Annotated in this window: 12 protein-coding genes; 5 read left to right on the top strand and 7 right to left on the bottom strand. The window is 65.8% G+C overall.

The genetic code is table 11. From position 1 onward, the window contains the following. Window positions 1–175 precede the first annotated feature (175 nt). From xth to folD, 3 genes are all read right to left on the bottom strand, one after another. Window positions 176–1003 (bottom strand): exodeoxyribonuclease III, encoded by an 828-nt coding sequence (xth, locus tag CupriaWKF_RS09430; RefSeq protein ID WP_276097647.1) that lies wholly within the window; start codon window positions 1001–1003, stop codon window positions 176–178. Further along, window positions 1000–3078 (bottom strand): M3 family metallopeptidase, encoded by a 2079-nt coding sequence (locus CupriaWKF_RS09425; protein WP_276097646.1) that lies wholly within the window; start codon window positions 3076–3078, stop codon window positions 1000–1002. Before CupriaWKF_RS09425 ends, xth begins: the two co-directional genes overlap by 4 nt. A 105-nt stretch (window positions 3079–3183) precedes the next feature. Next, a complete protein-coding gene (folD, locus tag CupriaWKF_RS09420) occupies window positions 3184–4035 on the bottom strand; it encodes a bifunctional methylenetetrahydrofolate dehydrogenase/methenyltetrahydrofolate cyclohydrolase FolD (protein WP_276097645.1) in 852 nt (283 codons plus the stop codon). A 179-nt stretch (window positions 4036–4214) separates the two neighbouring features. On the opposite strand from folD, the gene CupriaWKF_RS09415 reads away from it, so the two are divergent. Continuing rightward, window positions 4215–4895 carry a hypothetical protein gene (locus CupriaWKF_RS09415; RefSeq protein WP_276097644.1) on the top strand — a complete coding sequence of 227 codons (681 nt, stop codon included), beginning with the start codon at window positions 4215–4217 and terminating at the stop codon, window positions 4893–4895. A gap of 66 nt (window positions 4896–4961) precedes the next feature. Here the strand turns inward: CupriaWKF_RS09415 and CupriaWKF_RS09410 are convergent, their stop codons facing one another. Then, window positions 4962–5594, bottom strand: a complete 633-nt coding sequence (locus CupriaWKF_RS09410) for a response regulator transcription factor (RefSeq protein ID WP_276097643.1) — start codon at window positions 5592–5594, stop codon at window positions 4962–4964. Between the two features lie 120 nt (window positions 5595–5714). After that, the gene (locus tag CupriaWKF_RS09405) at window positions 5715–8306 is read right to left on the bottom strand and encodes a PAS domain S-box protein (RefSeq protein WP_276097642.1); all 2592 of its coding nucleotides are present in this window, start codon (window positions 8304–8306) and stop codon (window positions 5715–5717) included. 415 nt (window positions 8307–8721) lie between these two features. Between CupriaWKF_RS09405 and aceE the strand changes: the two genes are divergently transcribed. The 4 genes from aceE to lpdA all read left to right on the top strand — a co-directional run bounded on the left by aceE (window position 8722) and on the right by lpdA (window position 15736). Next, window positions 8722–11409, top strand: coding sequence for a pyruvate dehydrogenase (acetyl-transferring), homodimeric type (gene aceE, locus CupriaWKF_RS09400; protein WP_276097641.1), 2688 nt, complete (start codon window positions 8722–8724; stop codon window positions 11407–11409). 164 nt (window positions 11410–11573) lie between these two features. Next, window positions 11574–13235: a dihydrolipoyllysine-residue acetyltransferase gene (gene aceF / locus CupriaWKF_RS09395; RefSeq protein ID WP_276097640.1), complete on the top strand. Its 1662-nt coding sequence runs from the start codon at window positions 11574–11576 to the stop codon at window positions 13233–13235. Between the two features lie 64 nt (window positions 13236–13299). Further along, complete coding sequence (locus CupriaWKF_RS09390) at window positions 13300–13917, top strand: MFS transporter (protein WP_276097639.1); 618 nt, start codon at window positions 13300–13302, stop codon at window positions 13915–13917. Between the two features lie 34 nt (window positions 13918–13951). Then, the gene (gene lpdA / locus CupriaWKF_RS09385; RefSeq protein WP_276097638.1) at window positions 13952–15736 is read left to right on the top strand and encodes a dihydrolipoyl dehydrogenase; all 1785 of its coding nucleotides are present in this window, start codon (window positions 13952–13954) and stop codon (window positions 15734–15736) included. 134 nt (window positions 15737–15870) lie between these two features. Here the strand turns inward: lpdA and CupriaWKF_RS09380 are convergent, their stop codons facing one another. Both CupriaWKF_RS09380 and CupriaWKF_RS09375 read right to left on the bottom strand, forming a co-directional pair. Next, window positions 15871–16791 (bottom strand): amino acid ABC transporter substrate-binding protein, encoded by a 921-nt coding sequence (locus CupriaWKF_RS09380; protein WP_276097637.1) that lies wholly within the window; start codon window positions 16789–16791, stop codon window positions 15871–15873. Between the two features lie 31 nt (window positions 16792–16822). After that, window positions 16823–18145 carry a dicarboxylate/amino acid:cation symporter gene (locus CupriaWKF_RS09375; RefSeq protein ID WP_276097636.1) on the bottom strand — a complete coding sequence of 441 codons (1323 nt, stop codon included), beginning with the start codon at window positions 18143–18145 and terminating at the stop codon, window positions 16823–16825. Window positions 18146–18424: the final 279 nt, after the last annotated feature.

The following is an 18424-nucleotide window of genomic DNA, read 5'->3' as shown; positions in this document are numbered from 1 at the left end:
GTTGGGGTTTGCCTGCTGGCGGCGGGGGCGTGCGGCGCCGTGAGCTGGTCGGCCAGGGCATGAAGGGAAGGTGAGGATGGCGGGGGCGTGCCAGGTTCATGGCGGCAGTGTATCCGCCCCCCGCCATGCGCCGCGAGCCGGGCTTGCCCGGACTTGCGTGCGCGTGGCGAGCGGGTCAGCCGCAGTTGAGCGTGGCGACGACCGGCGTGTGGTCGGACGGCTGCTCCCAGGTGCGCGGCACGCGGTCAATCACACAGGCGGAGCAATTGCTGGCCAGGACTGGCGACAGCAGGATGTGGTCGATGCGCAAGCCCGCATTGCGCCGGAACGCGAACATGCGGTAATCCCACCAGGAGAAGGCCTTCTCTGGCTGCTCGAACTTGCGGAAGACATCGGCCAGTCCCAGTTCGACCAGCGCGGCAAAGGCCGCGCGCTCCTGGGGCGAGACCAGGTTCTGGCCTTCCCATTTGGCGGGGTCGTGCACGTCGCGGTCTTCCGGCGCGATGTTGAAGTCGCCGAGCAGCGCGAGCCGCGGATACTTCACCAGCTCTTCGCGCAGCCACGCCGTCATGGCTTCGAGCCACTTCAGCTTGTAGACGAACTTGTCCGAGTCCAGCGCCTGCCCGTTCGGGAAATAGGCGCAGACCAGCCGGACGTCGCCATAGGTCGCGGCCACGACGCGCTGCTGCGCATCTTCAAAGCCCGGGATATTGCGCACCACATCGGTCGGGCCCGGCATGCTGGCATCGCGCGCGAGGATGGCAACGCCGTTGTAGGTCTTCTGGCCCGTGTAGACGCTGTGGAAACCGGCGTTTTCCAGTTCCGCGAGCGGGTACTTGTCGTCAGGCAGCTTCAGTTCCTGCAGGCACAGCGCGTCGATCGGCGCGCCGGCCTGCTCCTGTTCCGCCAGCCATTGAAGCACCTGCGGCAGGCGCACCTTGAGCGAGTTGACGTTCCAGCTTGCGATGCGCAGCGGGCCGGAGACAGGCAGCGCCGCGCTCATGCTGCCATGCCTCCGTGGCGCAGCAGCGCGTCGATCTGCGGCGCGCGGCCGCGGAACGCGACGAAGGAATCCATGGCGGGGCGGCTGCCGCCGACCGACAGGATCTCGCGCTGGTAGCGCGCACCGGTTTCGCTGTCGAGCACGGTGCCCGACAACTGCGCGGCTTCCTCGAAGGCGGCGTACACGTCGGCCGACAGCACTTCGGCCCACTTGTAGCTGTAGTAGCCCGCGGCATAGCCGCCCGCGAAGATGTGGCTGAAGGTATTGGGCCAGCGCGACAGCGGGTACTGCGGTACCACGTGCACGCGGTCGTTGATCTCGCGCGACAGGTCCAGCACGCTCTTCGCGCCCTGCGGGTCGAAGTCGGTGTGCAGGTGCATGTCGAACGACGAGAACACGATCTGGCGCAGCGTCATCATGCCGTTCTGGAAATTCTTGGCCGCCAGCATGCGGTCGAACAGCGGGCGCGGCAGCGGCTCGCCGCTGTCGACGTGCTGGGTCATGCCGGTCAGCACCTCATATTCCCAGCAGAAGTTCTCCATGAACTGGGACGGCAGTTCCACCGCATCCCATTCCACGCCGTTGATGCCGGACACGCCCAGCTCGCCCACCTGCGTCAGCATGTGGTGCAGGCCGTGGCCGAATTCATGGAACAGTGTGATGACTTCGTCGTGCGTGAACAGTGCCGGCTTGTCGCCGACCGGTGCCGAGAAATTGCAGGTGAGGTAGGCCACCGGCGTCTGCACCTTGCCATTGGCCAGGATCTTGCGGCCGCGCGCATCATCCATCCACGCGCCGCCGCGCTTGCCTTCGCGCGCATAGAGGTCGATGTAGAACTGGGCCAGCAGCGTGCCGTCGGCCGCATTCACGCGGAAGAAGCGCACGTCCTTGTGCCAGGTCTGCGACGTATCGGGCTGGATCTTCACCGAGAACAGCCGCTCGACGGCCCCGAACAGACCCTGCAGCACCTTGGGCTCGGGGAAGTATTGCTTCACTTCGTTCTCCGAGAACGCATAGCGTTGCTCCCGCAGCTTTTCGGAGGCATAGGCAACGTCCCACGGCGCCAGTTCGGCCAGCCCCAGCTCGGCCGCGGCATAGGCCTTGAGTTCAGCCCAGTCCTGCTCGGCATACGGACGTGCCTTGACCGCGAGTTCGTCGAGGAACTTCAGCACCTCGGCTGGCGACTCGGCCATCTTCGGCACCAGCGACACTTCGCCGTAGCACTGGTAGCCGAGCATTTGCGCTTCCTCGCGGCGCAGTGCGAGCTGTTCACGCATATTGGCCGTGTTGTCCCAGTCGGCCTGGCCGCTGCCGTACTGGGCGCCATGTTCCGATGCACGGGTCACGTTGGCCTCGTACAGGGTCTGGCGCAGCGCTCGGTCGTCCGCGTACTGCAGCACGGGGAAGTAGGAGGGGAAGTGCAGCGTGAATTTCCAGCCGGCCTTGCCGTCCTTCTCCGCCGCGTGGCGGGCAGCCTCCTGTGCGTCCTCGGGCAATCCGGATAGCCGTGCCGGATCTTCGATGATCAGCGCGTAGGCGTTGGTGGCGTCGAGCACGTGGTCGGAGAATGCCTTGGACAACTGCGCCTGCTGTTCCTGGATTTCGGCAAAGCGCGGTTTCTTGTCCTCGGGCAGTTCGGCGCCGCCCAGACGGAAGCCGCGCAGCTCATTCTCGATGAGCTGGTGGCGCGCGGCGCTCATGCCGGCAAATTCGGGGCTGGCTGCGAGCGCCTTGTACTTTTCATAGAGCGCCAGGCTTTGGCCCAGCGACGACCAGAACTCCGTCATGCGCGGCAGGTTCTCGGCGTGCGCCTTGCGCAGCTCCGGCGTATCGGCGACCGCGCTCAGGTGCCCGACCACGCCCCAGGCGCGGCCCAGCGGCTCGGTGACGGCTTCCAGCGCTTCCACGGCACTGGCCCAGTCGGACGGCGTGGCCGGATCTTCGGCGCGCGCCACGGCTGCCTGCGCACGTTCGAGCAGCACGTCGAGCGCCGGGCTGATGTGCTCGGGGCGGATCTCGGAGAAGCGCGGCAGGTCGGTGAAGTCCAGCAGTGGATTGTTGAGGGCTTGGTCCATGGCGGTTCTCGGTTGTCTGGCCTGAAGAGGCAATGGCTTGCAGATGGGGGCAGCGCCGCGGCTTTTCCAGTGCCGTTGCGGCCTCCGCCGCAACGGCCGGCAGGCTTAGCCGGCGACGCGCTCGGCGGCTTCCAGCGTATTGACCAGCAACATGGTGATGGTCATCGGGCCGACGCCGCCCGGGACCGGCGTGATATGGCCGGCCACTTCGCGCACGCCGCCGAAGTCCACGTCACCGCACAGCTTGCCGTTGTCGTCGCGGTTCATGCCCACGTCGATCACGACCGCGCCGGGCTTGACCATGTCGGCGGTAATCAGGTTGCGCTTGCCCACGGCGGCAACGATCACGTCGGCGTCGCGGGTATGGGCGCCGATGTCGCGCGTCTTGCTGTTGCAGATGGTGACCGTGGCGCCAGCCTGCAGCAGCAGCATGGCCATCGGCTTGCCGACGATATTCGAGGCGCCGACCACCACCGCACGGGCGCCGCGCAGCGGGTAGTTGATCGATTCCAGCATCTTCATGCAGCCGTATGGCGTGCACGGGCGGAACAGCGGGGCGCCGGTCATGAGTGCGCCGGCATTGGCCACGTGGAAGCCGTCGACGTCCTTTTCCGGGGCGATGGCCTCAAGCACCTTGTGGCTGTCGATGTGCTTGGGCAGCGGCAGTTGCACCAGGATGCCATGGATCTTGGGATCCTTGTTCAGCGCGTCGATACGGGCCAGCAGGTCGGCTTCGGACAGGTCGGCCGGGTAGCGGTCCAGCGACGAGTGGAAGCCGTTGTCCTCGCAGGCCTTGACCTTGTTGCGCACATAGACCTGGCTGGCCGGGTCCTCGCCGACCAGGACCACGGCCAGGCCGGGCTGGTGCCCGCGTTCGGTCAGGCGGGCGGCGCGCACGGCGGCTTCGGAACGGATATGTTTGGCAAGTGCGTTGCCGTCGATCAGTTGTGCAGACATGGGGGACAGGGCGGGTTTATGGCCGGGAGTGAAGGCGCCGTCGCGGGGCGGCGCCCGGCCGGCAGAGCTTAAAGGCGAATTATACGGGGTGACGGGCGGGCATTCCGCCCCGCGACGGCCGCGTTGCCGTTTGACCGCCGGCAAGCCGGGATGCCCGGCCACGCTGGTAGCATCGTCACATGCACACCGCGCTCCCATCCCTGTTGTCCGATCCACTGCTCGTCTTCGTGTCCATTGCCGGGTTTGGCTGGGCGCTGAGCCGCCGCCCCTGGCACTTGCTGCGGCGCGGTTCCCTGCAGCATGCCTGGCTGGGCGCGATGGTGTTGGTGGCGCTGTTGTGGACGGTGCGTGCCACGCTGGTCGGCGGCCTGGTGATCCAGCTCCTTGGCGCGACGCTGATGGTCACGCTGTTCGGGTTGCCGCTGGCGCTGATATCGCTGTTCGTGGTCGACGTGGTGTCCATGCTTGGCCTCGAATACCTGGCCGGTCACAGCTGGGCCTTGTTCGACTGGCCGTCGCTCTGGATACGCTATGTCTGGCTGGCGCTGCTGCCGGCGCTGATCTCGGCCGGGCTGCAGGGCATCATGCGCCACACGCTGCCGCGCCATCCATTCGTGTTCATCCTCGGCCATGGCTATTTCTGCGCGGGCCTGGCGGCCATGGGCGCGGGGGCGGCGGAGGCCGCCTGGCGGCACTGGATGGCTCCAGGGCTTCCGTTCAGCACCGCCGATACGCTCGCAGCCATTGTCATCCTCGCGTTTGGCGAGGCGTTCCTCACCGGCATGCTGGTCGCGATTTTTGTGGTCTACCGGCCACAATGGGTGGTGACGTTCCGGGATGAGGAGTACTTGAGCGACTGAGGCGCGGGGCGACGGGGAAGTGGCGTCGATTGCCTGCCCCGGCGGGCGCCGGGGCAGCCTGCCGGATCAGCTGTTGCGCGACAGCGCCAGGCGCAGCAGGTCGGCCACGGTATTGACGTTGAGCTTTTCCATGATGTTGGCGCGGTGCGCCTCCACGGTCTTGATGGAAATGCCCAGGTCGTCGGCGATCTGCTTGTTCAGGCGGCCGGCGACGATGCGCTCCAGCACCTGCTGCTCGCGCGTGGTCAGCTTGCCCAGCAGGTCCTTGGCGGCACGCTGCTCGCGCGCGGCCGAGTGGTCCGTGCGGGCCTTCTGCAGCATGCGCTCGACCAGCGCGCGCAGTTCCGATTCGTCGAACGGCTTCTCGATGAAGTCGATGGCGCCGCGCTTCATCGTGGAAACCGCCATCGGCACATCGCCGTGGCCGGTGATGAAGACGATGGGGATATCGATGTTCTCGGCAATCATGCGTTCCTGCAGTTCCGGGCCGCTCATGCCGGGCATGCGCACATCGAGGATCAGGCAGGAAACCTGGCTGGCGTCATAGGCCGTCAGGAACTGCTCGGCGCTGCTGAAGCTGCGCACCTGGTAGCCATTGCCTTCCAGCAGCCAGGTCAGCGAGTCGCGCATCGCTTCATCGTCATCGACGATAAAGACGGTCTCGCCGCGGTGAGGGGCAGGGTTTGGCGTTGCGGTCATGAAGTCTCCTGGGACAACCATTCGTTTGCGGCAGCAGTGTAACCGGCGGCGGCGCTATGTAACAGATCCCGCACCCCACCAGCGCGGGGGGCGGGGCGTGCCACGATCGGGTGCGCGTCGTTATTGGTCGGCCATCGCCGGCTGCAGCGGCAGCATGATTTTAAACGTACAGCCGATGCCATCGGCATTGTTCTCGACCCACAACCTGCCCTGGTGGGATTCGATGATGGAGCGGCAGATGTTCAGGCCCATGCCCATGCCGTCGGACTTGGTGCTGAAGAACGGTTCGAACAGCCGTTCCTTGGTGGCTTCGTCGACGCCGGGGCCCTGGTCGATCACGTCGATACGGACGTTGTTGCCGAACTCGCCCGGCTCCACGCGCGCATGCAGGCGCACGACGCCCCCGGCGCGCGGGGCCGGCATGCCGGCCATGGCTTCCACGGCGTTCTTGAGCAGGTTCACCAGCACCTGTTCGATCAGCACGGGGTCCACGTAGATCATCACGGGCGGTGCGGGCAGGCGCGTCAGGATGGTCACGCGGCGGCGCGTGGCCTCGAGGTCGGCCAGGCCCACGGCGTCGGCGACGATGTCGTGCAGCGAGGCCTCGCGCCGCTGCGGCTGGCTGCGCTTCACGAAGCCGCGGATGCGGCTGATGATGGTGCCGGCGCGCACGGCCTGCGCCGAGGTCTTTTCCAGCACGGGGATCAGGTCCTCGGGGGTGCTTCGGCCCGAATGCAGCCGCGCCACCGCGCCCATGCAATAGTTGTTGATGGCGGCCAGCGGCTGGTTGAGCTCATGCGCGAGCGACGATGCCATCTCGCCCATGGTGGTCAGGCGGCTGGTGAACTGCAGGCGTTCCTCATGCTGGCGCGTCATTTCCTCTGCGGCCTTGCGCACCGTGATGTCGGTGGCGATCTGCATCTGCGCGAGGTGGCCATCTACCCACTGGATATAGCGGCGGCGCACCTCGAACCACTTCTGCATGTCGGGCACGAACACTTCGCGCGCGTCCGACGTGTACGGCATCAGTTCGGAGGCGGGCAGGCCGGCGTAAGCGTCGACATAGTCGGTGTTGTCGCTCGAGACCTGGTCCTTGTCGACGTCATCGCCGGCCAGCTTCAGGTGGCCATCGGCCTCCCAGCCGAACAACTGGCGGTAATAGCGGTTGGCGAACAGCAGTTCGGCCTTGTCGGTGGCCAGCACCGAAACGGCGGCGTCCAGGCTCTCCAGCACGGTGGTGAAGCGGTCGTGCGCGGCGGCAAGCTCCTCGCGCGCGCGCTTGGGCTCGGTGATGTCCGTCATCGAACTCATCCAGCCCGTGTGGCGGCCGCGGCTGTCCACCAGCGGCGACACATACATGCGCGAGAAGAAGCTGCTGCCGTCGCGGCGCATCACGCGCATCTCGTAGCCGCCGGCCGGCGACTTGCCCTGCAGCGTGAGGTCGATCTGCTTCTGCATCTCCTGCTGGTCATTCGGCGGCCAGTAGGGAAAGGGCGGCAGGCGGCCAACCAGGTCGTTTTCCTGCCAGCCGGTCATGCGGCAGAACGCCGGGTTGACATAGGTGATGCGGCCGTTCAGGTCGAGCGCGCGCAGGCCGATCAGCATGGAGTTCTCCATGGCGCGGCGGAACGACGTTTCGGCCAGCAGCGCGCGCTGCGCTTCGGAGCGGCGGCTGGTGTGCCGCCACATGCTCCACAGGCTCCACAGCAGGAAGCAGGACAGCCCGACCACCAGCCACAGCAGCATGTTGTTGGGCAGGTTGGACGGCGGCGGGTAGGCATCGGCGCGCAGCGACAGCGAGTGCCCGGGTGGGTCGAGCAGCACCTCGTACGACAGCGCATTGCCCGGCACCGGGCGCAGCGAGGTGCTGGCGCGCGTCTGGTTGTTCTTGTCGATCAACGAGAAGCGGTAGCGCTCGGTCAGTTCCGGCGGCAGCAGGTGAGTGAGGATGCCGTTGATGGAATAGAGCGCGCCCAGCGTGCCGAGGAACTCGTTGTCCCGCACGATCGGCACCTCCATCAGCATGAAGCTGTCGCCGCGGTCATTGGTGAGCGGGCGCGAGTAGACCACGCGCTGGGTTTCGCGCGCGGCGTCGAAGGTGTCGAGCACCTCGGGTTCGAGCGGCTGCTCCTGGTTCTCGCGCAGCCGCGCCGCAAACTCCGAGGTGGACGGCAGCGACCAGCGCCCGCGGCGCGTGGCGTCGAGCCAGTTGATGAAGACAATCTCGGGGTTCTCGCGCAGGATCTCCTGCGCCGCGGTCCGGTATGCGCCCTGTTCGAGCTGCGCGGCGGCAATGTCTCGCGCGAGCGAGGCCAGTTGGTCCTGGTTGCTCAGCAGGGACAGGCGCACGCGCTGCTGCGCCCAGGCCGCGTCGCGATACAGGGCATCGCGCTGCTGCTGGCGCTCGGTCTCGTGCAGGGACCAGAGGATCACGCCCATCGCCGCGCTGAACAGCACGATGGCCACCAGCGGGATGAACATGAACCAGCTCGTGGCGACCAGGTTGCGCCAGCGCAGCCACCACAGTCCGCGCGTCGGCGCGGCGACGGTGCCGCCGTCATCGACCTGTGCCATCGTGTCGAGGGCCCCCAGCGTGCTGGCCGGCGGCGCGGCGTGCGTGCCGTCACCACCGGTTGCCCTGGCCGTATCGGCGGCGGAAGGGGGGAGGATGGCTGCGCGCAGGCTGGACAGGAAACGATTGAAAAACGACATGACAGGGATTGACGGCTGACCGGCCAGTGTAGCGGGAATACTGCGGTGCGTCGCTTGGGGAAAGCGCCAATGAATTCAAGTAAAAACCTGACGAGGCGGCGGGGCTTGCCCCGCGCCGGCGCCCGCTGGCCATGTGGCATTTGGTGCGCCGCGACAAGATTCCACATTGTAAAAAACGATATCGCAATTTGAAAATTTCACTTGTGTTGCCCTTTCTGCTTCCATAGAATCGCTTCGACCAGAAACGCGGGCGGTAACCATGCGCCTGCCGCGCGGAGGGTCCGGAACAGGACTCCCGGCGGCGGCTTCCGATGCAAGGCGCTGCGGCGACGCATCCGCAAGTCATACCCCGTCACCCCGGACCCGAATGCCAAAAGCCAGGGTCTCCGGAGCAGGAATTCACCAGGAGACAGCCATGTCCGCCGTACCCGAGCAGATTCTCGGCGCATCCAGCGCCAACGACGCCGATCCCCAGGAAACCCATGAATGGCTGGACGCCCTGCAAGGCGTTCTCGCCGCTGAAGGCCCTTCGCGCGCGGCCTTCCTGATCGACAAGCAGATCGAGTACGCACGCGTGAACGGCGTTACCCAGCCGTTCCATGCCGAGACGCAATACATCAACACGATTCCGGTCGAGCAGCAGGCCCGCATTCCCGGCGACCAGGACATCGAGCACCGTATCCGCTCGTACACCCGCTGGAACGCCATGGCGATGGTGTTGCGCGCCAACAAGCACACCAACGTCGGCGGCCACATCTCGTCGTTCGCTTCGGCCGCGACCCTGTACGACGTCGGCTACAACCACTTCTGGCGCGCTCCGTCCGAACAAAGCGGCGGCGACCTGGTCTTCGTGCAGGGCCACTCGGCGCCGGGCGTGTACTCGCGCGCGTTCCTGCTGGGCCGCCTGACGCCCGACCAGCTCGACAGCTTCCGCCAGGAAGTGGATGGCAAGGGCATCTCGTCGTACCCGCACCCGTGGCTGATGCCGGACTTCTGGCAGTTCCCGACCGTGTCGATGGGCCTGGGCCCGATCATGGCCATCTACCAGGCCCGCTTCATGAAGTACCTGGACAGCCGCGGCCTGGCCAAGGCCGGCGACCGCAAGGTCTGGGCCTTCCTGGGCGACGGCGAGACCGACGAGCCGGAATCGCTGGGCGCGATCGGCATGGCCGGCCGCGAGAAGCTGGACAACCTGGTCTTCGTCATCAACTGCAACCTGCAGCGCCTCGATGGCCCGGTACGCGGCAATGGCAAGATCATCCAGGAGCTGGAATCCGAGTTCCGCGGTGCCGGCTGGAACGTGATCAAGGTGGTCTGGGGCAGCAAGTGGGACTCCCTGCTGGCGCGCGACACCAAGGGCCTGCTGATGAAGCGCATGATGGATTGCGTGGATGGCGAGTACCAGACCATGAAGGCCAAGGACGGCGCTTACGTCCGCGAGCACTTCTTCAACACGCCTGAACTGAAGGCGATGGTGGCCGACTGGTCCGACGACGACATCTGGCGCCTGAACCGCGGCGGCCACGATCCGCACAAGATCTACGCCGCCTACAAGGCCGCCAGCGAGCACAAGGGCCAGCCGACGCTGATCCTGGCCAAGACCATCAAGGGCTATGGCATGAGCGAAGCCGGCCAGGCCATGAACGTGGCCCACCAGCAGAAGAAGATGCCGGTGGACGCGATCCGCAAGTTCCGCGACCAGTTCAACATCCCGGTTGCCGACGACAAGCTGGAAGAGGTGCCGTACATCACCTTCCCGGAAGGCTCGAAGGAACTGGAATACATGCGCCAGGCGCGCCTGAACCTGGGCGGCTACCTGCCAGCCCGCCGCCAGAAGGCCGAAGCCCTGCCGGTGCCGCAGCTGTCCGCGTTCGACGCACTGCTGAAGGCCACCGGCGAAGGCCGCGAAGTGTCCACCACCATGGCCTTCGTCCGTATCCTGAACACGCTGCTGAAAGACAAGCAGATCGGCAAGCACGTGGTGCCCATCGTGCCGGACGAGTCGCGCACCTTCGGCATGGAAGGCCTGTTCCGCCAGGTCGGCATCTGGAACCAGGAAGGCCAGAAGTACGTGCCGGAAGACCATGACCAGCTGATGTTCTACAAGGAATCGCAGACTGGCCAGGTGCTGCAGGAAGGCATCAACGAAGCCGGCGCCATGTGCGACTGGATCGCGGCCGCGACGTCGTACTCGACGCACGGCGTGCAGATGATCCCGTTCTACATCTACTACTCGATGTTCGGCATCCAGCGTATCGGCGACCTGTGCTGGGCCGCTGCCGACATGCGTTCGCGCGGCTTCCTGTTGGGCGGCACCGCCGGCCGCACCACGCTGAACGGCGAAGGCCTGCAGCACGAGGACGGCCACTCGCACGTGTTCCACTCGGTGATCCCGAACTGCATGTCGTACGACCCGACCTTCCAGTACGAACTGGCAGTGATCATGCAGGACGGCCTGCGCCGCATGTACGCCGAACAGGAAGACGTCTACTACTACCTGACGGTGATGAATGAGAACTACGAGCATCCGGAAATGCCGGCTGGCGTAGAGAAGGACATCGTCAAGGGCATGTACCAGTTCCGCAAGGGCGTCGAGAACAGCAACGCGCCGCGCGTGCAGTTGCTGGGCTCGGGCACGATCTTCCGCGAGGTGATCGCCGCCGCCGAGCTGCTGAAGCAGGACTGGGGCGTCGAATCCGACCTGTGGAGCTGCCCGAGCTTCACCGAGCTGGCCCGCGAAGGCCAGGCCGCCGAGCGCTTCAACCTGTTGCACCCGTCCGAGCCGCAGCGCGAGTCCTTCGTCGCGCAAAAGCTCAAGTCGGCCCGTGGCCCGGTCATTGCCTCGACCGACTATGTGCGCGCGTTCGCCGAACAGATCCGTCCGTTCGTGCCGCGTCGCTACGTGGTGCTGGGCACCGACGGCTTCGGCCGCTCGGACACCCGCGAAAAGCTGCGCCACTTCTTCGAGGTGGATCGCCACTGGGTCACGCTGGCCGCGCTGAAGGCGCTGGCCGACGAGGGCGCCATCAGCCGCGACAAGGTGGCCGAAGCGATCAAGAAGTACAACCTCGACCCGAGCAAGCCGAACCCGATGTCGGTCTGACCGGCTTCCTGCACCAACCCCCCGCAGTACGGCGATGCCGTGCCGCGGGCGCCCCGGGGTAAGCCCGGGCGCCTTGCGGCACAGCGGCGTGACAGAAGCGGGCGGCGAGGGTAATCTCGCCGCTTGCGGAAGTCGCGCGTGCCGGCCTGCCCAGGAGACACTGAATGAGTCAAGCGATTGAAATCAAGGTGCCGGACATCGGCGACTATGACGCCGTTCCCGTCATTGAAGTGCATGTGAAACCCGGCGACAGCATCAATGCGGAAGACGCGCTGGTCACGCTGGAATCGGACAAGGCCACCATGGACGTGCCCTCGCCGCAGGCCGGCGTGGTCAAGGACGTCCGCATCAAGGTGGGCGACAACGTGTCCGAAGGCTCCGTCCTGGTGATGCTGGAAGCCGCCGGCACATCCGCGCCGGCCCCGGCTCCAGCCGCCGCAGCACCGGCTCCCGCGCCGGCCCAGGCTGCGGCGCCCGCGCCCGCTCCGGCTGCCGCCCCGGCGCCTGCTCCGGCCGCGAGCGGCGGCACGATTGAAGTCAAGGTTCCCGATATCGGTGACTACGACGCAGTCCCAGTGATCGAAGTCCACGTCAAGCCGGGCGACACCATCAACGCCGAAGACGCTGTCGTCACGCTGGAATCGGACAAGGCCACCATGGACGTGCCATCCCCGCAAGGCGGCGTGGTCAAGGAAGTCAAGGTCAAGGTGGGCGACAACGTGTCCGAAGGCACGCTGCTGATCTTGCTGGAAGGCGCCGCAGGCGCAGCCGCACCGGCACCGGCCGCCGCGGCACCAGCCCCGGCTCCCGCTGCGGCGCCTGCCCAGGCCCCGGCCCCGGCGCCCGTCGCCGCTGCACCGGCTCCGGCAGCGGCTGCCGCAGCCCCGGTCGGCGTAACCGGCAAGGCCGCGCATGCATCGCCGTCGGTGCGCAAGTTCGCGCGCGAGCTGGGCGTGGATGTTTCCCGCGTGCCGGGAACGGGCCCGAAGAACCGCATCACCCAGGAAGACGTGCAGCGCTACGTCAAGGGCGTGATGACCGGCCAGGCCGCCGCGCCGGCACAGGCTGCCGCGGCTGGCGGCGGTGGCGGCGAACTCGGCCTGCTGCCCTGGCCGAAGGTCGATTTCACGCGCTTCGGCGAGGTCGAAAACAAGGCCCTGTCGCGCATCAAGAAGATCTCGGGCGCCAACCTGCACCGCAACTGGGTCATGATCCCGCACGTCACCAACCATGACGAGGCGGACATCACCGACCTGGAGGCGTTCCGCCTGCAGCTGAACAAGGAAAACGAGAAGTCCGGCGTCAAGGTGACGATGCTGGCGTTTATGATCAAGGCCACCGTGGCGGCGCTCAAGAAGTTCCCGAACTTCAACGCCTCGCTCGACGGCGACAACCTGGTGCTGAAGAAGTATTTCAACATCGGTTTCGCGGCCGATACGCCGAATGGCCTGGTCGTGCCGGTGATCAAGGACGCCGACAAGAAGGGCGTGATCGAGATCAGCCAGGAAATGAGCGAGCTGGCCAAGCTGGCGCGCGACGGCAAGCTCAAGCCCGACCAGATGCAGGGCGGCTGCTTCTCGATTTCGTCGCTGGGCGGCATCGGCGGTACGTACTTCACGCCGATCATCAATGCGCCGGAAGTGGCCATCATGGGCGTGTGCAAGTCGTACCAGAAGCCGGTCTGGGACGGCAAGCAGTTCGCGCCGCGCCTGACGCTGCCGCTGTCGCTGTCGTGGGACCATCGCGTGATCGATGGTGCCGAGGCGGCCCGCTTCAATACGTACTTCGGGCAGCTGCTGGCGGATTTCCGCCGCATCCTGCTGTAAGGCGGCCGCGGCCATGTCCGTGACGGGCATGGCCATGGCGCCTGCTGCTCCAGGGAGGCGAGTCATGACTACCTGTGTCGTCGTCAGGAAGGATGCAGAGGTGGCGATTGCGGCCGATGCGCTGGTCACGTTCGGTGACACGCGCCTGTCGCGCGCCTACGAGCGCAACCAGAAGGTGTTTCCGATCGGCGACAGCTTTGTCGCGCTGGCCGGCACCACGGCGCACTTCCCGGTCATGCGCGCCTTGCTGGCGGGCATGGGCGAGGAGTGCCGGCTCGGTTCGCGCGACGACGTGTTCCGGACCTTCCTGAAGGTGCATGAAAGGCTCAAGTCGGAGTACTTCATCAACACCAAGGAAGATGAGGATGATCCGTACGAGTCGTCGCAGATCGTATGCCTGATCGCCAACCCGGCCGGGATCTTCGGCGTCTACTCGTACCGCGAGGTGTTTTCGTTCGACCGTTTCTGGGGCATCGGCTCAGGCCGCAACTATGCGCTGGGGGCCATGCATGCGGTCTACGACAAGCCCGACCTGGATGCTGGCGCCATTGCGCGCATCGGTGTCGATGCCGGCATCGAGTTCGACAAGAGTTCGGCAGGCCCGATTGAAGTCCATACCGTAAGGCTGCACGATGCCGGCGCCGCCGGCGCAGCGGCAACCAACAACGACGGCGCGCCCTGAGGCCACGCAGGCCGGCGCCCATTGAGGAGCAAACATGAGTGTGATCGAAGTCAAGGTGCCGGATATCGGCGATTTCGACGCGGTGGAAGTGATCGAGGTCCTGGTCAAGCCGGGCGACATGATCGAGCAGGAACAGTCGCTGATCGTGCTGGAGTCGGACAAGGCCAGCATGGAAGTGCCGTCGTCGGCTGCCGGCAAGGTGGTCGAGGTGCGCGTGAAGGTGGGCGACAAGATCGGTGAGGGCGCCGTGATCTGCACGGTGGAAGCGCAAGCCGCGGCCGCGCCGGCTCCGGCCGCCGCTGCCCCCGCACCCGCACCCGCCGCCGCGGCGCCTTCGGCCGCCCCGGCTCCGGCTCCGGTTGCCGCCAGCCACGCCGGTGGCGCCGACATCCAGTGCGACGTGCTGGTGCTGGGCGCCGGTCCCGGAGGCTACTCGGCTGCCTTCCGCTCTGCCGACCTTGGCATGAACACCGTGCTGGTGGAACGCTATGCCACGCTCGGCGGCGTCTGCCTGAACGTAGGCTGCATCCCGTCCAAGGCGCTGCTGCACAACGCCGCGGTGATCGACGAGGCCAAGGCGCTGGCCGCCCACGGCATCCTGTTCGGCGAAGCCAAGATCGACCTGGACGGCCTGCGCCACTACAAGAACCAGGTGGTCGGCAAGCTGACCGGCGGCCTGGCCGGCATGGCCAAGGCACGCAAGGTGCAGGTGGTGCGCGGCATCGGCACCTTCCTCGATCCGCATCACCTGGAAGTGGATGCGACCGAGGGCGAGGGCAAGCAGACCACGGGCAAGAAGACCGTGATCCGTTTCGAGAAGGCCATCATCGCCGCCGGCAGCCAGGCGGTGAAGCTGCCGTTCATCCCGGAAGACCCTCGTATCGTCGATTCGACCGGCGCGCTGGAACTGCCCGAGGTGCCCAACAAGATGCTGGTCATCGGCGGCGGCATCATCGGCCTGGAAATGGCCACGGTGTACAGCACGCTGGGCGCGGACATCGACGTCGTCGAAATGCTGCCGGGCCTGATGAACGGCGCCGACCGCGACCTGGTCAAGGTCTGGGAAAAGAAGAACAAGGACCGTTTCGGCAAGGTCATGCTGAACACGAAGACGGTCGCCGTGGAAGCGAAGCCGGACGGCATCTACGTGAAGTTCGAAGGCGAGCAGGCCCCGGCCGAGCCGCAGCGCTACGACCTGGTGCTGGTGTCGGTGGGCCGTTCGCCCAATGGCAAGCGCATCGGCGCCGAGAAGGCCGGCGTGGCCGTGACCGATCGCGGCTTTATCAACGTCGACCAGCAGATGCGCACCAATGTGCCGCACATCTTCGCGATCGGCGACGTGGTCGGCCAGCCGATGCTGGCGCACAAGGCGGTGCACGAGGCCCACGTGGCCGCGGAAGCCGCGCACGGCGAGAAGGCCTACTTCGATGCCAAGCAGATCCCGTCGGTGGCCTTCACCGATCCGGAAGTGGCCTGGGCCGGCCTGACCGAGGACCAGTGCAAGGAGCAGGGCATCAAGTACAGCAAGGGCGTGTTCCCGTGGGCTGCTTCGGGCCGTGCGATTGCCAACGGCCGCGACGAAGGTTTCACCAAGCTGATCTTCGACGAGGAAACCCACCGCGTCATCGGCGGCGGCATCGTCGGCACGCATGCCGGCGACCTGATCAGCGAAGTGTGCCTGGCGATCGAGATGGGCGCGGACGCGGTGGATATCGGCAAGACCATCCACCCGCACCCGACGCTGGGCGAATCGATCGGCATGGCCGCGGAAATCTACGAAGGTACCTGCACCGACGTACCGCCGCCGCGCAAACGCTAAGAGCAAGCAACCGGATGGCAACGAAACCCGCCCGCGTGGCGGGTTTCTTTTCGGTCATAAACGCAATTAACCGACGAGAATTTGCGACGTCCGCCAATCCGGCTGGCACGGGAGGGCCGGGCCGCCAGAAGGGGTCATTCCGGCTGTTGAGGTGTGGATTCGATAATGTCTTCGAGCTGGGCACTCATGGGAATGCCAAGGCGTTCGCCAGTGGGCAGGCGGTTGATGAACCATTGCTTGTACAGGCGCTCAAGCTCGCCCGTGGTGATCAGGTCGCGAACCGCCTTGTCGACGACGGCGGCAAACTGCGGGTCGCCCTTGCGCAGCATGATGCCGTAGGGGTCGTACGACAGGAAGTCGCGCGTCACGTCATATTTCTTGCCCAGCCCGTACTTGGCCAGGAAGCCGTACAGCAGCACGTCGTCGCCGGCGTACGCATCGGCGCCGCCGTGGCGCAGCACCTCGAAGGCATCGGCGTGGTCACGGGCGCGGATCAGGGTCAGGCCGAGATCGAAGCGAGCGGACAGGCGCTCGATCGCGTCCGCGTTGGTCGTGCCGGCGGTCGCCACCACGGTCTTGCCCTTGAGATCCCGGAACGTGCGGATCGGGGAGCCGTGCGGCACCAACAGCTTGGTACCGGCGACGAAGATCACTGGCGAGAACGCCACACGCTGCTGCCGCTCGGCATTACGCGTCGTGGATCCGCATTCGAGGTCGATCTTGCCGGAAATCATGGCTTCGAACCGGTTTTCGGAAGTTACCGGCACCCAGCTGATGGCGAGGTCTCGGCCTACCTCATTGCCCGCGGCCGTCACGATGGCCGTGCAGATGTCGATCGAATAGCCGATCGGTCGCCGAGCCTGGTTCAGGTACGAGAAGGGAAGGGACGATTCCCGGTAGCCGATGGTGAGCGTGCCGGTTTCCTTGGCCTTCTTCAGCGTGCCAGACAGGGCGATCGGCTCCTGGGCCAGCGCAACGCCGGCCGACAGCGCCAGGCATAGCGCCACGATCCGCCACCACGCGTTGCGCCCGTGCCGGGCAAGAGTGCTAGACATGTGTCGCTCCTCTCGGTCAGCGAACCACCGCTTACGCACGCGCGGTCTCTGGCTTGGGCACCGGCTCGCGTTCTCCGTCCATGCCACCGACGCCGCCCTGGTCGTCGGTATCGAGCGTCGATTCGCTGGCGAGCTGGCCTTCCCACTTGGCAACGACGGCGGAGGCGATCGAATTACCCACCGCATTGGTCGCCGAACGGCCCATGTCGAGGAACTGGTCCACCCCCATGATCAGCAGCAGGCCGGCTTCCGGAATATTGAACTGGTTCAGCGTCGCCGCAATCACCACAAGCGATGCACGCGGCACGCCGGCCATGCCCTTGGACGTGAGCATCAGCAGCAAGAGCATCGTGATCTGCGTGCCCAGCGGCAAGTGGATGTCATAGGCCTGTGCAATGAACAGCACGGCGAACGTGCAGTACATCATCGACCCGTCCAGGTTGAAGGAGTAGCCCAGCGGCAGCACGAAGCTGGAGATCTTCCGGTTGACGCCGAACTTGTCGAGCGCGTCGAGCAGCTTCGGGTATGCGGCTTCGGAGCTTGCGGTAGAGAACGACAGCAGGAACGGCTCGCGGATCAGCTTGATCAGCGTGACGATCCGCCTGCCCAGGAACACGAAGCCAGCGAGCGCCAGCAATGCCCAGAGCACGAACAGGGCAAGATAGAAGCTGCCCATGAACTTGGCGAAGGTCAGGAGGATGCCAAGGCCTTGCGTCGTCACCGTCGACGCAATGGCGGCGAACACGGCAATCGGCGCCAGCCACATCACCGCACCGGTGATCTTGAGCATGATCTGCGCGAGGTCCTCGATCACGCCGGCCATGCGCTTGCCGTGTTCGCCCAGCGTGGCAATGGCGGTGCCAAAGAAGATCGAGAACACCACGATCTGCAGGATCTCGTTGTTGGCCATGGCCTCGGCCACGGACTTGGGCACCAGGTGGGCGATGAAATCCTTCAGCGTGAAGGCATTGGTCTTGAGATTGGTCGCGGAGCCGACATCGGGCAGCGGCAGGCCGATGTTGACGCCCGGCTGGAGCATGGTGGCCATGATCAGTCCCAGCGTCAGCGATACAAGCGAGGCCGTGATGAACCACGCCATCGCCTTGATGCCGACGCGGCCGACTGTACTGGCATCGCCCATGTGCGCAATGCCCATGACCAGCGTCGAGAAGACGAGCGGAGCGATGATCATCTTGATCAGCCGCAGGAATACGTCGGTGATGATCGAGATGTAGCCCGCGATCTCTTTCGCCAGCTTGGGATCGGGAAACGCGACATGACAGGCGTAGCCGACCACGCCGCCAAGGATCATCGCGATGACGATATAGGTCGTGATGTGGCGCTGCGTCTTCATGGGTTCTCCTTGACGCTGTTGCGTTGCGCAAGCGCTGCGCCGCGCAGGCCCGGCGTGATTGGTGATGCGACGCACCACCTGAATCCGGGGACGCCTGGCAGGCCAGAATGCCGCGGGCTGCACCTTCGTAACGATAGTCGCCCGCTCCGGCATTGGGCAAGGAGAACGCTGCGGCGTGACCTTTGTCGGGCGTTCGCGCAGGTCGGAGGTCGGTGGAGAGGGGCAAAAAAAACCCGACCTCGAGGGCCGGGCTTAACGATACCTTTGGACAAGGAGACC

This window comes from Cupriavidus sp. WKF15 (assembly GCF_029278605.1).
GTDB lineage: Bacteria > Pseudomonadota > Gammaproteobacteria > Burkholderiales > Burkholderiaceae > Cupriavidus.
The sequence above is the reverse complement of the archived record's forward strand: the minus strand, read 5'-3'. Positions and strand labels throughout refer to the sequence as shown.

Excerpts from the sequence above, each read along its gene's own strand:
- xth (WP_276097647.1), bottom strand. The coding sequence starts at position 1,003 with ATGAGCGCGGCGCTGCCTGTCTCCGGCCCGCTGCGCATCGCAAGCTGG.
- CupriaWKF_RS09425 (WP_276097646.1), bottom strand. The coding sequence starts at position 3,078 with ATGGACCAAGCCCTCAACAATCCACTGCTGGACTTCACCGACCTGCCG.
- folD (WP_276097645.1), bottom strand. The coding sequence starts at position 4,035 with ATGTCTGCACAACTGATCGACGGCAACGCACTTGCCAAACATATCCGT.
- CupriaWKF_RS09415 (WP_276097644.1), top strand. The coding sequence starts at position 4,215 with ATGCACACCGCGCTCCCATCCCTGTTGTCCGATCCACTGCTCGTCTTC.
- CupriaWKF_RS09410 (WP_276097643.1), bottom strand. The coding sequence starts at position 5,594 with ATGACCGCAACGCCAAACCCTGCCCCTCACCGCGGCGAGACCGTCTTT.
- CupriaWKF_RS09405 (WP_276097642.1), bottom strand. The coding sequence starts at position 8,306 with ATGTCGTTTTTCAATCGTTTCCTGTCCAGCCTGCGCGCAGCCATCCTC.
- aceE (WP_276097641.1), top strand. The coding sequence starts at position 8,722 with ATGTCCGCCGTACCCGAGCAGATTCTCGGCGCATCCAGCGCCAACGAC.
- aceF (WP_276097640.1), top strand. The coding sequence starts at position 11,574 with ATGAGTCAAGCGATTGAAATCAAGGTGCCGGACATCGGCGACTATGAC.
- CupriaWKF_RS09390 (WP_276097639.1), top strand. The coding sequence starts at position 13,300 with ATGACTACCTGTGTCGTCGTCAGGAAGGATGCAGAGGTGGCGATTGCG.
- lpdA (WP_276097638.1), top strand. The coding sequence starts at position 13,952 with ATGAGTGTGATCGAAGTCAAGGTGCCGGATATCGGCGATTTCGACGCG.
- CupriaWKF_RS09380 (WP_276097637.1), bottom strand. The coding sequence starts at position 16,791 with ATGTCTAGCACTCTTGCCCGGCACGGGCGCAACGCGTGGTGGCGGATC.
- CupriaWKF_RS09375 (WP_276097636.1), bottom strand. The coding sequence starts at position 18,145 with ATGAAGACGCAGCGCCACATCACGACCTATATCGTCATCGCGATGATC.